Source organism: Streptococcus suis, assembly GCF_016743335.1.
Classification (GTDB): domain Bacteria; phylum Bacillota; class Bacilli; order Lactobacillales; family Streptococcaceae; genus Streptococcus; species Streptococcus suis_Y.
On record NZ_WCJE01000006.1, the window covers coordinates 1 to 14,067 of the forward strand.

Here is a 14,067-nt window from a genome sequence, read left to right on the forward strand (position 1 = left end):
TATTCGCGAGCAGGAGAAAAATGACATTGCACTTGATAAATTGAGTGTCAAAGAGTATGAAGATCCATTTTCAGATGGCAGTTTTAGAACAAGATAAAAGCCCGTTGTTACGGGCATTAGTCAAGTAATTATAGCACTAACCTGAACGAAGTTCAGCGAACGTCTTTAGACGTCGCTGGAGAGAAACGGCTTATAGCCGGTGTACAAGCCACCCGTTTTCACGGGTGGTTATGACTCCATATGAGTCTTTCTAATGTGAGTGTGGTTGCTTTTCATTATAGGTCATATGGGACTTTTTGAGTAAAGGGCAGGCCTCACAATTGGAGGTACTAGAGTTCTCTTTTATCACCCTATTTCTCCGAACTTCTTTTGAGATTGTGGACGGGTCTTTTCCTAGCTTAACAGCGATAGCTGAGAAGGGCTTAAGTTGTTCAATTCCTATTTGAATATCATTGCGATCAGAGAGGGTTAAGTGTTTGTTTTTCATTGTCAGTTACCAACTTGTCCCATAGTAAGTTCTACCTTATTTCTTTGTCTCAGTCTAATTTCCAGTTTTTAAGACAGACTAGAACTTACTTTGGGAATTTAGCGCAGTTTTTGAAATTTAAAAAAATGATTCAAAACACTTGCATTTGCAGGTGTTTTTGTTATAATAGGACTGTTGACTATGCACACATCCTGTGCAACCGCACGAATGCCGTTGTTCTGCAAAAATTAAGCTCAAATGTCGTTGACTTAACTTGGTGAACCTAAGTTCTACCTGTGTCTGCGTCGCCTAGTCTGAACTTAATTTTTATTGAGCAAGATAAAGTGGTTCGTCCCACGGTACTAGGCGAGTCTTCACATCAAATTCGGGCAAGACCCAAAAATCATAGGAGGTGCATAATGAGCACATATGCAATCATTAAAACTGGCGGCAAACAAGTTAAAGTTGAAGTCGGTCAAGCTATCTACGTTGAAAAATTGAACGTTGAAGCAGGTCAAGAAGTTACTTTCGAAGAAGTAGTTCTTGTTGGTGGTGAGAAAACTGTTGTGGGTACTCCACTTGTAGCAGGCGCTACTGTTGTTGGTACTGTTGAAAAACAAGGTAAACAGAAAAAAGTTGTTACCTTCAAGTACAAACCTAAAAAAGGTAGCCACCGCAAACAAGGTCACCGTCAACCTTACACAAAAGTTGTTATCAACGCTATCAACGCTTAAGGCGTAGCTTGAAGCAATCATTACAGAAATTCGGAGGAATAACATATGTTAAACTTGAATCTTGCTAACTTGCAATTTATGGCCCACAAAAAAGGTGGAGGTTCAACGTCAAACGGTCGTGACTCACAAGCGAAACGCCTTGGTGCGAAAGCTGCTGACGGCCAAACTGTATCAGGTGGTTCAATCCTTTACCGCCAACGTGGTACAAAAATCTACCCAGGAGCTAACGTAGGTCGTGGTGGAGATGACACTCTTTACGCTAAAGTAGAAGGCGTTGTACGCTTCGAACGTAAAGGTCGCGATAAGAAACAAGTATCTGTTTACCCGATCGCAAAATAAGTCTGAAAACGGCTTAACAATAGGCTTTCCGAGATTTCGGAGAGTCTTTTTTGTAATTTGATTTTGCAATTTTTAAAAGTGTACGATAGAAGTGATTCAAGACGGCAATATCTTCTCTATAGGATAAAAATATTTTGCTTTCTGCACTGTTGCACTGCCTATAAGTTCTACATTCAGTAGTAGATGAAATGTTCAGAGGAAGCGGTATGGGTTCCACCTTAGTAAAATTAGTCATCGATGATTTGGCGAACAGAAATTCCAAAGCCTTTCAAATTGCAGTTGAAGAAGAGAAATTGGGAACCTGGAAGTTATACAAGAAATTAGTTTTGAAGAACCGGACGGGCTAGTCTATTTGCGAAAACGCAAGAGTTCAGCAAATTCTTGCTTTTTTTGATATAATGGTAGGAGCAGTTTTAAGAGGTATCAGGTATGAATATTCAACAATTACGCTACGTTGTAGCCATTGCCAACAGTGGTACTTTTCGGGAAGCAGCAGAGAAAATGTATGTTTCCCAGCCTAGTTTATCCATTTCCATTCGTGATTTGGAAAAAGAGTTAGGTTTTCAAATTTTTAGCCGAACTAGTTCAGGAACTTTTTTGACACAAAAAGGGATGGAATTCTATGAGAAAGCTCAGGCTTTAGTTAAGGGATTTGATCAGTTTGAGCATCTCTATTTGCAACCTGAGGAAGGTGAGAAGACTTTCTCAATTTCAAGTCAGCATTATGATTTTCTTCCCCCATTGATTACGGAGTTCTCTCGTAGCCACCCGCAGTACCCTCATTTTCGCATTTTTGAATCGACTACAGTACAGATTTTAGATGAGGTTGCTCAAGGTTATAGCGAGCTTGGTATTATTTATTTGAACGAGAGAAATACAAAAGGAATCATGCAGAAATTGGATAAACTTCACTTGCAAGCTGTAGATTTGTCTGCATTTCAGACTCATATCTACCTTCGTGAAGATCATCCTTTGACAAAGAAAGCTGAGGTTGATCCAGCAGATTTGGTAGGTCTACCTACCGTACGGTTCACTCAAGAAAAAGAGGCTTATCTTTATTATTCCGAGAACTTGATTGATACGTCGGATTCCTCGGTTGTGTTTGATGTGACAGACCGTGCTACTCTGAATGGAATTTTGGAGCGTACGGATGCCTATGCAACTGGTTCGGGTTATCTTGATGACGAGAGTGTCAATGGCATTACCGTAATTCCTCTCAAAGGAAAGGTAGACAATCGCATGGTCTACGTTAAACGATCTAATGATGAACTTAGTTCTTGTGCCAAAGACTTTATTGAAACCATGCAGGCATATTTTGATAAGAAGAAGGATGAAAATGCGTAAAATTGGATTTCCATTTTTGATGGTAGTATTAATTGGTTTGGACCAGTTTGTAAAAGCTTGGACAGTTGCCAATATTGAATTAGATACGGTAACGGAATTTATACCAGGATTGATGAGCTTGGCTTATCTAAGAAATTATGGTGCTGCCTGGTCGATTTTACAAAATCAGCAGTGGTTTTTCACGATAATGACAATTGTTGCTGTGACAGGCTTAGTGTGGTACTATATCAAACAGATCAAGGGCAATATCTGGACTTTATTCAGTCTGTCTTTGATGATTGCTGGTGCTCTTGGGAATTTTATTGATCGTCTTAGATTGGGATATGTGGTGGACATGTTTCACTTGGATTTTATTAGTTTCCCTGTATTTAATGTAGCAGATGTTTGTCTGACGGTTGGTGTAGGTATTTTATTTATTTGTATTATGAAAGAAGAGAGTAATGGAAGTAAGAGTTGAAGTTGGTGGCATTCGTTTGGATAAGGCATTGTCGGATTTGACGGATTTGTCTCGTTCGGTTGCAAATGAGCAGATTAAGGCTGGTCAGGTTTTGGTCAATGGACAGCCTAAAAAAGCTAAATATAGTGTGCAGGTTGGGGATGTCCTAACCTATCAAATTCCAGAAGTAGAAGAAATTGACTATGTTGCTGAGGATATTCCTTTAGAGATTGTCTTTCAGGACGAGGATGTTGCTGTTGTAAATAAACCTCAAGGGATGGTCGTTCATCCGTCGGCTGGTCACACGTCTGGAACGCTAGTTAATGCTCTCCTTTATCACGTAAAAGATTTGTCAGGCATCAATGGTGTCTTGCGACCAGGAATTGTGCATCGGATTGACAAGGACACATCTGGCTTGCTCATGATTGCTAAAAACGATGATGCCCATACAAAGCTTGCTGCTGAATTGAAAGATAAGAAATCCCTTCGTAAGTATTGGGCCATTGTACACGGCAATCTACTAAACGATCGCGGAGTAATTGAGGCGCCGATTGGTCGTTCTGAAAAAGACCGCAAGAAACAAGCGGTGACTGCCAAAGGGAAAGAAGCTGTGACACGTTTTCAGGTTTTGGAACGTTTCGGAGATTATACCTTGCTAGAATTGACCTTGGAAACCGGTCGGACACATCAAATTCGTGTCCACATGGCATATATCGGTCATCCAGTAGCAGGGGATGAGGCCTACGGCCCTAAAAAGACACTGAAGGGTCATGGTCAGTTTCTTCATGCCAGAACGCTTGGATTTACCCATCCGAGAACTGGCGAGGTTGTTGAATTTACGGCAGAAGCGCCAGCTATTTTTCAGGAGGCACTTGAAAAACTGCGCAAGGCTGAATAATAGTATGAAAACCTTATCATCTTGCCCATTTTTTCAACAAATGCTATACTAGAACATGAAAAATGTTAAGGAGAGTAAGAATGGAAACTTTACCAAATTGTCCAAAATGTAATTCTGAATATGTCTATGAAGACGGTGCCCTCTTGGTTTGCCCTGAGTGTGCATACGAATGGAACCCAGCAGATGTAGCTGAGGAAGAAAGTGGACCTGTTGCAATTGATGCTAACGGTAATCGTTTGGCGGACGGCGATACTGTGACGCTTATCAAAGATTTGAAAGTGAAAGGTGCGCCTAAGGACCTTAAACAAGGTACACGTGTTAAAGGCATCCGTATCGTTGAAGGCGATCACAATATTGATTGTAAAATCGATGGTTTTGGTGCCATGAAGCTGAAATCTGAATTTGTTAAGAAAATCTAAGAGAGAGGACTGGTTAACCAGTCTTTTCCTGTTTTTGAAAGGATAGTATGAATAATCAAAGTATTTTGTTTTACAGTAGATGCCTGTTAGCCATTTTAGCCATCACAGGTACCGCCTTAGAAATCATTAAATACGGTATCGGGATGCTCATGTATTATACGGTACAATCTAATTTATTGGTATCTCTGTTTGCTGTCTATATGGTCTATGCCATGAGTAAAAGTGTGGATTTACAGACGTCACGTTTTCTTCGGATAAAGGCTGCTGTAACCATGTCTATCATGATTACCTGTGTAGTCTATCACTTTATGTTGGCACCTTTGGCAGACGATTTCTGGCGACTTGAAAATCTACTCTGCCATTATATTGTTCCCTTATATTTTTTGTTAGATACCCTAATAGTCGATCGTCAGCAACAGTACAAGTGGTTTGACCCGATTTGGTGGACGCTTTTGCCTGTTCTCTACATGATTTTTGGTCTAGTGAATGGTCTTTTCATAAAAATTCCAATCCCAGATGCTAAGGACAGTCCTTTTGCTTATTTCTTTCTCAATGTCCCTAAGTATGGTTGGACCTATGTTTTGACTTATGCTGGAGTCATCTTTGTCGCCTATCTAGTCTGCGGTTTTCTATTGGCGGGACTAAAATCCATAAACCTTAAGACTTCATTGTCTTTTGGAAAAAATTCTCAGTAAAATCCGATAATTTCTATATTTTTTCAGAAAAAAATTGTCAAGGCTGAGATTTTATGCTATACTCTGCTTAATAAATCCTTTAAAACCTGTCCAGAGAGGCAGACAAGGAGCAACGTGTTAAGCAGGTTAGTCTATAAATGCTAGCCTATATTTTCATAGTCTCCTTGTGTAAAGGGGACTTTTTTCTATATTTTTTGGAGGTCTTTATGAAGACAAAAGAAATCGTTGACGATATGACCATGAAACGGGCGATCACCCGTATCACTTATGAAATTATCGAGCGGAACAAGAATTTGGAAAATATTGTTCTGGCAGGTATTAAAACCCGTGGGGTGTTCATTGCTAAACGTATTCAGGAAAGGCTGAAACAGTTAGAGGGGATTGATGTTCCACTGGGTGAACTGGATACCAAGCCTTTCCGTGATGATGTAAAAGTCGAAGAAGATACGACAAGCATGACTGCTGATGTCAATGACCGTGATGTTATTTTGGTAGATGATGTGCTCTATACAGGCCGAACCATTCGTGCAGCGATAGATAATGTTGTATCTCTTGGGCGTCCAGCACGTGTCAGTTTGGCAGTGTTGGTCGACAGAGGGCACAGAGAGTTACCAATTCGAGCGGACTATGTTGGAAAGAATATTCCTACCAGCCGTTCGGAAGAAATCATCGTTCACATGGCTGAAATCGATGGTCAGGATTCTGTCCTCCTAGTCGAGGGAGCTTAGTCGTTTATTTTTCAACTCAGTATTCTACATCTTATATCCTAAAGGCAGGTATCGTCATGACAATTACAAATGGTAAAGTATCACTCAAACACTTGGTTACAATGGAAACTCTTTCAAACGAAGAAGTACTCGGGCTTATTCAGAGAGGAATTGCTTTTAAACGCGGTGAAAAGGTAGAGTTGGATCGGAAGTACTATGCTTCTAACCTTTTCTTTGAGGATTCAACTCGGACGCATAAGTCTTTTGAAATGGCAGAGCTTCGTTTGGATATGGGAATGATTGACTTTGATGCTCGTACCAGCTCAGTCAATAAGGGTGAAACCTTGTATGATACCATTTTGACCATGTCGGCACTTGGGGTAGACATCTGCGTGATTCGTCACTCGGAAGTGGATTATTACAAGCAATTGATCGATAGTCCTACCATTCAGACTTCAATTGTCAATGGTGGTGATGGTTCAGGTCAACACCCAAGCCAATCCCTACTTGATTTGATGACTATTTATGAAGAATTTGGAACTTTTGAAGGCTTGAAAATTGCCATTGCAGGTGATATTACACACTCACGGGTTGCTAAGTCCAATATGCAAATTTTGAAGCGTCTGGGAGCTGAGATTTTCTTTGCTGGACCGGAGGAATGGTACGCAGAGGAATTTGATGTCTATGGTCAGCATTTGAATATTGATGATATTGTTGAGAAAGTAGATGTCTTGATGTTGCTTCGTGTGCAACACGAGCGTCATGATGGTGATGGTGGCTTTTCTAAAGAAACTTATAACCGTTTGCATGGTTTAACAGAGGAGCGCTACAAACGCTTGAAAGATACTGCAATTGTTATGCATCCGGCCCCTGTCAATCGCGATGTTGAGATTGATGATTCTCTAGTTGAAGCACCCAAATCACGTATTGTCCGCCAAATGCAGAATGGTGTATTTGTCCGTATGGCGATTTTGGAAGCAATTGTCAATGGCAAGGCTTAAAAGTAAGCTGTTCAGGTACCTTAGAACTGAGCAGTTAGAAATTTGTTAGACTTATCTTATTTAATGTCGCTCAGAGAGGCGACGAATAGAAAGGCAAGGAACAGGTCAATGGTTGCGAGCAACTCATTTCCCTACGCCTGCCTCTATGGAGGTCAGGCTATTCCTTGCACTAGCTCGAAAATGGATTATTATCGAATCCATTTTCTCACGTCGGTCAGAGTAAGTAGGACTACATGGAAGGCATGTGTCCTCCTACGCAAAGTCCTATGGGACCTTTGCTAACTCTGACACTAGCCGTAAGGTTTACCTAATATCGAGCTAAACCTTACGGCGTCGGACTTATCTTATTTAATGTCGCTCAGAGAGGCGACGAATAGAAAGGAGAAGGTACAGGTTCGAGTAAGATTTGATTTTTATATTCGAACACGCCCTAAGGACTGTGTGAAAAAGATAAATATCGACTTGACGCCTATAGCGTCGGCGCCGAATTTCCTATTTTCACTTTGTCCTTTTAACGGGCTTTGTATCATAGATTATGTCAAAAAGACGTTTAATTTTGGAAGATGGCACTATTTTTGAAGGGGAGGCCTTCGGTGCTGATATTGATGTGACTGGTGAGTTGGTTTTCTCAACTGGGATGACAGGTTATCAGGAATCCATCACGGACCAGTCTTATAATGGTCAGATTTTAACCTTTACCTATCCCTTGGTAGGAAATTACGGGATTAACCGCGATGATTACGAGTCGATCAAACCGACTTGTAAGGGAGTGGTTGTTAGCGAGTGGGCTCGTCGAGCAAGTAACTGGCGTAACCAGATGACTTTGGATGAATTTTTAAAGGCTAAGAAAATTCCAGCTATTTCTGGAATTGACACACGCGCCTTGACAAAAATTATTCGTCAGCACGGGACCATGAAGGCGACATTGGCAAATGTTGGTGATTCTGTTGAGCATTTGACAGACCAGTTGAGAGCGACTGTTTTGCCAACCAACAACATCCAGCAAGTATCGACAAAAACAGCCTATCCTGCACCTGGAGTTGGACGTAGTGTTGTTTTGGTTGATTTTGGATTGAAACATTCTATTCTTAGAGAGTTAGCCAAGCGTGATTGCAATGTGACAGTTGTCCCTTATGATACTACTACTGAAGAAATTCTTGCTCTCCATCCTGATGGTGTTATGCTATCAAACGGCCCAGGAAATCCAGATGATGTTCCAGAAGCTTTGGATATGATTCGTGGAATTCTAGGGAAGATTCCGATTTTTGGTATCTGTATGGGACACCAATTATTTGCTAAAGCAAATGGTGCCCAGACCTATAAAATGAAATTTGGACACCGTGGCTTTAACCATGCTGTACGAGAGATTGCGACAGGACGTGTTGATTTTACTAGTCAAAACCATGGCTATGCTGTGTCTAGAGAAGATTTACCGGATAGCCTTATGATTACGCATGAAGAAATCAATGACTTATCAGTCGAAGGGGTACGTCATAAGTATTATCCAGGATTTTCTGTGCAATTCCATCCGGATGCTGCACCTGGTCCACATGATGCCAGCTATTTGTTTGACGAATTTATGGAATTGATGGATTCGTTTAAAAAAGGGCAGTAAGGTTTAACTAATATCGAGTTAAACCTTACTGCGTCGGTCAGAGCAAGTCGGACTTCATGCTAACGCATGTGTCCTCCTACGCAAAGTCCTATGGGACCTTTGCTAACTCTGACACTAGTTTAGAATTTCAATTATTATCGAATTGAGATTCTAAACGTCGGACTTATCTTATTTAATGTCGCTCAGAGAGGCGACGAATAGAAAGGAGAAGATACAGGTTCGAGTTTCCTATTCGAACACGCCCTAAGGACTGTGCGAAAAAGATAAACGTCGTCTTGATGCTTGAAGCATCAGCGTCGCGTTTCCTATTTTCGCTTTGTCCTCTTAACGGGCTTTGTATCATACATTATGCCAAAACGTACGGATATTAAGAAAATTATGGTGATTGGGTCTGGTCCGATTATTATCGGACAGGCTGCGGAGTTTGATTATGCTGGGACTCAGGCTTGTTTGGCTTTGAAGGAAGAAGGCTATAGTGTTGTCTTGGTCAATTCAAACCCTGCAACTATCATGACAGACAAAGAAATTGCGGACAAGGTTTATATTGAACCGATCACGCTTGAATTTATCACACGGATTTTACGGAAGGAGCGTCCAGATGCTCTCTTGCCAACTCTTGGTGGTCAGACTGGTCTCAACATGGCCATGGAATTGTCTAAGGCTGGTATTTTAGATGAGCTTGGAGTTGAGTTGTTGGGAACTAAACTGTCTGCAATTGATCAGGCAGAGGACCGCGACCTCTTCAAACAACTCATGGAAGACCTCAATCAGCCTATTCCTGAGTCAACGATTGTGACAACAGTTGATGAGGCTTTGGAATTTGCTGCTGAAATTGGTTATCCTGTCATTGTTCGACCAGCCTTCACGCTTGGTGGTACTGGCGGCGGTATGTGTGCCAATGAAGAAGAGTTGCGTGAGATTGCTGAAAATGGTCTGAAATTATCACCGGTGACCCAGTGTTTGATTGAGCGTTCGATTGCTGGTTTCAAGGAAATTGAATACGAAGTGATGCGCGATGCGGCTGACAATGCCTTGGTCGTATGTAACATGGAAAACTTTGACCCTGTGGGAATTCATACAGGAGATTCTATCGTATTTGCCCCAACGCAGACGCTTTCGGATATTGAAAACCAGATGTTGCGTGATGCCAGTCTCAGCATTATTCGCGCCCTCAAAATCGAAGGTGGCTGTAATGTGCAGTTGGCACTAGATCCGCATAGTTTCAAATACTATGTCATCGAAGTCAATCCTCGTGTGTCCCGTTCATCTGCCTTGGCATCGAAAGCGACAGGTTATCCTATTGCCAAATTAGCAGCAAAAATTGCGGTTGGCTTGACCTTGGATGAAATGGTGAACCCTGTTACAGGAACAACCTATGCCATGTTTGAACCAGCTCTTGACTACGTTGTGGCAAAAATTCCACGTTTCCCATTTGATAAATTTGAAAAAGGGGAACGCCGCCTTGGAACGCAGATGAAGGCAACTGGCGAGGTCATGGCCATCGGTCGTAATATCGAAGAAAGTTTGCTCAAGGCCTGCCGTTCTTTGGAAATCGGAGTCTATCACAATGAAATGGCTGAACTCAGCCAAGTGACAGATGACCAATTGGTTGAAAAGATTGTCAAGGCTCAAGATGACCGACTCTTCTATCTTTCAGAAGCTCTTCGACGTGGCTATACAGTAGAAGAACTGGCTCAGTTGACGAAGATTGATCTTTTCTTCCTTGATAAGCTGCTTCATATCTTAGAAATCGAGCAGGAATTGGCTACGAATTTTGATAACATTGACCTATTGAAAAAAGCCAAGAAATACGGTTTTGCAGACCGCAAGATTGCGGAGCTCTGGGGCAGAACTGAATCCTACATTCGTCAACTGAGAACTGACCACAAGATTGTACCCGTTTACAAGATGGTGGACACTTGTGCGGCTGAGTTTGAAAGTGCTACACCTTATTTCTATTCAACTTATGAGTGGGAAAATGAGTCAATTCGTTCAGAAAAAGAATCTGTTTTGGTGCTGGGTTCTGGCCCAATTCGTATCGGTCAGGGCGTTGAGTTTGACTATGCGACGGTACATTCTGTAAAAGCTATTCAGGCCGCTGGCTACGAAGCCATCATTATGAACTCAAACCCTGAAACGGTGTCAACAGACTTCTCGGTTTCGGACAAGCTTTACTTTGAGCCATTGACCTTGGAAGATGTATTGAACGTGATTGACCTTGAGAAACCAAAAGGGGTTATCGTTCAGTTCGGTGGCCAGACGGCTATCAATTTGGCAGAGCCATTGGCCAAAGCAGGCATTCCAATCTTGGGGACACAAGTGGAAGACTTGGACCGAGCAGAAGACAGGGATTTATTTGAAAAAGCCCTGAAAGACCTAGGGATTCCACAGCCACCAGGCCAAACCGCAACCAACGAAGAGGAAGCTCTAGAGGCGGCCCGCAAAATTGGTTTCCCGGTACTTGTTCGTCCCTCTTATGTCTTGGGTGGTCGTGCTATGGAGATTGTCGAAAATGAAGCGGATTTGCGTTCTTATATGAGAACAGCGGTCAAGGCTTCGCCAGAGCACCCAGTTTTGGTGGATTCTTATATCGTCGGTCGTGAGTGTGAAGTCGATGCCATTTCAGATGGTAAGGATGTCTTGATTCCGGGTATTATGGAGCATATCGAGCGCGCTGGGGTTCACTCAGGTGACTCGATGGCCGTTTATCCGCCACAAACCTTGTCCAAAGAAGTGCAGGCGACCATTGCAGACTACACCAAACGCTTGGCAATCGGTCTCAACTGTATCGGTATGATGAATATCCAGTTTGTCATCAAGGATGAAACGGTCTATGTGATTGAGGTCAATCCTCGTGCCAGTCGTACGGTGCCATTCTTGTCCAAAGTCACAGACATTCCAATGGCTCAGGTTGCAACCAAATTGATTTTGGGACAAAGCCTTGCAGAACTGAGTTACCAAGACGGTCTTTATCCTGAGAGCAACCAAGTGCATGTAAAAGCGCCTGTCTTCTCATTCACAAAATTAGCTAAAGTTGACAGTTTGTTGGGTCCAGAGATGAAGTCTACGGGTGAGATTATGGGGTCAGACTTGACATTGGAGAAAGCACTGTATAAGGCTTTTGAAGCAAGCTACCAACACCTGTCTGAGTTTGGTAATGTAGTCTTTACCATTGCGGATGAAGACAAGGAAGAAGCACTTGGTCTGGCTCAACGTTTCCATGAACTTGGTTATGGCCTGCTGGCTACGGCAGGTACAGCTGCCTTTCTAACAGAAAATGGACTTGCTGTAACAACTGTTGGCAAATTAGGCGACGCAGCTTGTCAAGATATTCCAAGTCTTGTTCGTGCAGGTAAGGTTCAAGCTATTATCAATACGGTTGGTAAAAAACGGGTGGCAGATGGTGACGGTCAAGTCATTCGAAGCTCTGCTATTGAAGGAGGAATTCCGCTCTTTACGGCCCTCGATACAGCAGAAGCTATGGTCAAAGTGCTGGAGAGCCGTAGCTTCATGACACAGGCTATATAGAAGATACTATCAGGATGAGCTTTGAGTTCGTCCTGATTTTTTGATATACTGAAGAGTATGAAAATGATTGTAACAACTAGTCTTGGGATGGATGAGGGGCTGGTCTATAGGGCTAGACGGATTGCCAGTGAACTGGGAATTGAATACAAGGAAAGAAAGAAGCAGTCGGTTGGAAAAATGTTAGGTACCTACGAGGCTGTCTTGGTTCTTTATAAGGATAAATTGATACTAGAGCAGAGGGGTGGGCAGGTTTTATTTTTCCACCCAGATACTGCCATGTTGCGGATTAAGTCTGGAAGAGATCCGCTTTTAGAATTACTTGGAAAAGAAAAACAATCAATAATAGACTGTACTATGGGCTTGGGATCTGATAGCATTGTGTTAGCAAGTGCTGGTCATCGGGTGACAGCCTTGGAAAGTTCTAAGCTAGTGCACTTTATTGTGAGTCGGGGTTTACAGGATTTTGATAGTGGGCTGCAAGAGGTCAATCGAGCCATGAAATCTATCCAGACAATTTGGACAGATAGTTTGACTTATTTGAAAGGGCAAATAGATAAGTCTGTTGATGTCATTTACTTTGATCCCATGTTTTCAGAAGAAATCAAGGAATCACAAAATCTTTCTGGCTTGTCTATTTTGGCTGACAGAAGTCGTTTAACGGAGGAAATTGTATCTGAGGCTAAACGAGTAGCTAGAAGAAAAATTATTATTAAGGCTCATTTTCGAGATCAGGTCTTTGAAGAATTTGGCTTTAAACGTCATGTCAGACCCAATCAAAAATTTCACTACGGAGAAATTATTTTGGAGGAGGAAGTATGAAAATCATCGTAACAGGCTTTGATCCCTTTGGTGGCGAGTCTATTAACCCAGCCTTGGAAACAATCAAATCTCTACCTAAGACCATTGCTGGTGCAGAGATTATTCTTGTAGAGATTCCGACTGTTTTTGACAAGGCTGCGGATGTTTTAGAGGAGAAAATGGCAGAACATTTACCTGATGCGGTACTATGTATTGGGCAAGCTGGTGGGCGAGTTGATTTAACACCTGAGCGTATAGCCATTAACCAAGATGATGCACGCATTCCAGACAATGAAGGGCAACAGCCGATTGATAGAACGATTCGAGAAGATGGTCAGCCTGCTTATTTCTCCACCTTACCTATCAAGGCTATGGTCGAAGCCATTCGTTCTGTGGGCATTCCTGCTTCTGTTTCAAACACCGCCGGCACCTTTGTCTGCAACCATCTCATGTATCAAGCTCTTTACTTGGCGGAGAAGCAATTTCCAAAGACTAAGGCAGGCTTTCTCCATATTCCCTTCTTGCCAGAGCAGGTTGTCGACAAGCCAGGACTGGCTTCCATGTCTTTGAACGATATTGTAAGAGGAGTTGAAGTAGCTATAGGAGCGATTGTTGAATATAGGGATAAAGAGGATATTAAAAAGGGTGGTGGTAGTACACACTGATGAAAAATATTATGGAAGCAAGAAAACGTGTAGAGGAAATGGAAAAAATATTTAACAGACAGCTAGAGCTGAACCAGTCCCTTTCCGATAGTCTGGCACAACTCAACCAGGAACAATCGACTTATTTACAGTTATTAGATTATTACCAGAGCCAGACCTATATGGAAGATCTTGATTTATCTAATAAGGGTTATTTCAATGGTATTCCTTGCGGAGTATTGAGTGAAGATGGAGTCTATAATTTACTGTTTGACCGTACAAATCTAGCAAGTCAACTGAGAGAACTAGCAGATATGCTCGAACAATAAATTTTTTTAAAACCTGTCAAGTTTTTTTCTTGACACCCTGTTAAAGTGTGGTATAATAGAACATGTGCTAAATAGCTCTGCTATTTCACCGAATAAAAATACAAAGAAAAGAGA

15 protein-coding genes, 2 pseudogenes and 1 other annotated feature are annotated in these 14,067 nt (G+C 42.0%); of the genes and pseudogenes, 16 read left to right on the forward strand and 1 reads right to left on the reverse strand.

The features are described from left to right. A pseudogene (locus F9856_RS02945) lies at positions 1-97 on the forward strand (IS200/IS605 family transposase); the annotation flags it as partial. Positions 98-274: 177 nt separating this feature from the next. On the opposite strand, the pseudogene F9856_RS02950 reads toward F9856_RS02945, so the two are convergent. Next, positions 275-487 (reverse strand): annotated as a pseudogene (locus F9856_RS02950) (helix-turn-helix domain-containing protein); the annotation flags it as partial. Positions 488-674: 187 nt separating this feature from the next. Further along, positions 675-850: a sequence feature (ribosomal protein L21 leader region), on the forward strand. A 35-nt stretch (positions 851-885) separates the two neighbouring features. On the opposite strand from F9856_RS02950, the gene rplU reads away from it, so the two are divergent. The 15 genes from rplU to F9856_RS03025 all read left to right on the forward strand — a co-directional run bounded on the left by rplU (position 886) and on the right by F9856_RS03025 (position 13,953). Further along, positions 886-1,200, forward strand: a complete 315-nt coding sequence (rplU, locus tag F9856_RS02955; RefSeq protein ID WP_002941330.1) for a 50S ribosomal protein L21 — start codon at positions 886-888, stop codon at positions 1,198-1,200. A gap of 45 nt (positions 1,201-1,245) precedes the next feature. Next, on the forward strand, positions 1,246-1,539 hold the full coding sequence (gene rpmA / locus F9856_RS02960; protein ID WP_009909754.1) for a 50S ribosomal protein L27: 294 nt from the start codon (positions 1,246-1,248) through the stop codon (positions 1,537-1,539). A 188-nt stretch (positions 1,540-1,727) separates the two neighbouring features. After that, positions 1,728-1,886, forward strand: coding sequence for a GNAT family N-acetyltransferase (locus F9856_RS02965; RefSeq protein WP_202105682.1), 159 nt, complete (start codon positions 1,728-1,730; stop codon positions 1,884-1,886). A gap of 82 nt (positions 1,887-1,968) precedes the next feature. Continuing rightward, positions 1,969-2,883 (forward strand): LysR family transcriptional regulator, encoded by a 915-nt coding sequence (locus F9856_RS02970; RefSeq protein ID WP_202105683.1) that lies wholly within the window; start codon positions 1,969-1,971, stop codon positions 2,881-2,883. Then, a complete protein-coding gene (lspA, locus tag F9856_RS02975) occupies positions 2,876-3,340 on the forward strand; it encodes a signal peptidase II (protein WP_012775073.1) in 465 nt (154 codons plus the stop codon). The genes F9856_RS02970 and lspA overlap by 8 nt, the downstream gene beginning before the upstream one ends. Next, entirely contained in the window at positions 3,324-4,217 is an 894-nt protein-coding gene (locus tag F9856_RS02980; protein ID WP_202105684.1) for an RluA family pseudouridine synthase, read from the forward strand. Before lspA ends, F9856_RS02980 begins: the two co-directional genes overlap by 17 nt. Positions 4,218-4,297: 80 nt before the next feature. After that, positions 4,298-4,636: a zinc ribbon domain-containing protein YjdM gene (locus tag F9856_RS02985; protein WP_012775074.1), complete on the forward strand. Its 339-nt coding sequence runs from the start codon at positions 4,298-4,300 to the stop codon at positions 4,634-4,636. Between the two features lie 47 nt (positions 4,637-4,683). Further along, positions 4,684-5,331: a Pr6Pr family membrane protein gene (locus F9856_RS02990; protein WP_202105685.1), complete on the forward strand. Its 648-nt coding sequence runs from the start codon at positions 4,684-4,686 to the stop codon at positions 5,329-5,331. Between the two features lie 206 nt (positions 5,332-5,537). Next, positions 5,538-6,059 (forward strand): bifunctional pyr operon transcriptional regulator/uracil phosphoribosyltransferase PyrR, encoded by a 522-nt coding sequence (pyrR, locus tag F9856_RS02995; protein ID WP_029176545.1) that lies wholly within the window; start codon positions 5,538-5,540, stop codon positions 6,057-6,059. 56 nt (positions 6,060-6,115) lie between these two features. Next, positions 6,116-7,039: an aspartate carbamoyltransferase catalytic subunit gene (locus F9856_RS03000; protein WP_202105686.1), complete on the forward strand. Its 924-nt coding sequence runs from the start codon at positions 6,116-6,118 to the stop codon at positions 7,037-7,039. A gap of 535 nt (positions 7,040-7,574) precedes the next feature. Further along, on the forward strand, positions 7,575-8,654 hold the full coding sequence (locus tag F9856_RS03005; RefSeq protein ID WP_202105687.1) for a carbamoyl phosphate synthase small subunit: 1,080 nt from the start codon (positions 7,575-7,577) through the stop codon (positions 8,652-8,654). Between the two features lie 348 nt (positions 8,655-9,002). Next, positions 9,003-12,182, forward strand: coding sequence for a carbamoyl-phosphate synthase large subunit (carB, locus tag F9856_RS03010; protein WP_202105688.1), 3,180 nt, complete (start codon positions 9,003-9,005; stop codon positions 12,180-12,182). Between the two features lie 63 nt (positions 12,183-12,245). Further along, the gene (locus tag F9856_RS03015; protein ID WP_202105726.1) at positions 12,246-13,001 is read left to right on the forward strand and encodes a class I SAM-dependent methyltransferase; all 756 of its coding nucleotides are present in this window, start codon (positions 12,246-12,248) and stop codon (positions 12,999-13,001) included. Further along, a complete protein-coding gene (gene pcp / locus F9856_RS03020; RefSeq protein WP_202105689.1) occupies positions 12,998-13,645 on the forward strand; it encodes a pyroglutamyl-peptidase I in 648 nt (215 codons plus the stop codon). The genes F9856_RS03015 and pcp overlap by 4 nt, the downstream gene beginning before the upstream one ends. After that, positions 13,645-13,953, forward strand: a complete 309-nt coding sequence (locus F9856_RS03025; protein ID WP_024383553.1) for a DUF4298 domain-containing protein — start codon at positions 13,645-13,647, stop codon at positions 13,951-13,953. The genes pcp and F9856_RS03025 overlap by 1 nt, the downstream gene beginning before the upstream one ends. Positions 13,954-14,067 lie beyond the last annotated feature (114 nt).

Coding starts and splice junctions, on each gene's coding strand:
- rplU (WP_002941330.1), top strand. CDS start 886: ATGAGCACATATGCAATCATTAAAACTGGCGGCAAACAAGTTAAAGTT.
- rpmA (WP_009909754.1), top strand. CDS start 1,246: ATGTTAAACTTGAATCTTGCTAACTTGCAATTTATGGCCCACAAAAAA.
- F9856_RS02965 (WP_202105682.1), top strand. CDS start 1,728: ATGTTCAGAGGAAGCGGTATGGGTTCCACCTTAGTAAAATTAGTCATC.
- F9856_RS02970 (WP_202105683.1), top strand. CDS start 1,969: ATGAATATTCAACAATTACGCTACGTTGTAGCCATTGCCAACAGTGGT.
- lspA (WP_012775073.1), top strand. CDS start 2,876: ATGCGTAAAATTGGATTTCCATTTTTGATGGTAGTATTAATTGGTTTG.
- F9856_RS02980 (WP_202105684.1), top strand. CDS start 3,324: ATGGAAGTAAGAGTTGAAGTTGGTGGCATTCGTTTGGATAAGGCATTG.
- F9856_RS02985 (WP_012775074.1), top strand. CDS start 4,298: ATGGAAACTTTACCAAATTGTCCAAAATGTAATTCTGAATATGTCTAT.
- F9856_RS02990 (WP_202105685.1), top strand. CDS start 4,684: ATGAATAATCAAAGTATTTTGTTTTACAGTAGATGCCTGTTAGCCATT.
- pyrR (WP_029176545.1), top strand. CDS start 5,538: ATGAAGACAAAAGAAATCGTTGACGATATGACCATGAAACGGGCGATC.
- F9856_RS03000 (WP_202105686.1), top strand. CDS start 6,116: ATGACAATTACAAATGGTAAAGTATCACTCAAACACTTGGTTACAATG.
- F9856_RS03005 (WP_202105687.1), top strand. CDS start 7,575: ATGTCAAAAAGACGTTTAATTTTGGAAGATGGCACTATTTTTGAAGGG.
- carB (WP_202105688.1), top strand. CDS start 9,003: ATGCCAAAACGTACGGATATTAAGAAAATTATGGTGATTGGGTCTGGT.
- F9856_RS03015 (WP_202105726.1), top strand. CDS start 12,246: ATGATTGTAACAACTAGTCTTGGGATGGATGAGGGGCTGGTCTATAGG.
- pcp (WP_202105689.1), top strand. CDS start 12,998: ATGAAAATCATCGTAACAGGCTTTGATCCCTTTGGTGGCGAGTCTATT.
- F9856_RS03025 (WP_024383553.1), top strand. CDS start 13,645: ATGAAAAATATTATGGAAGCAAGAAAACGTGTAGAGGAAATGGAAAAA.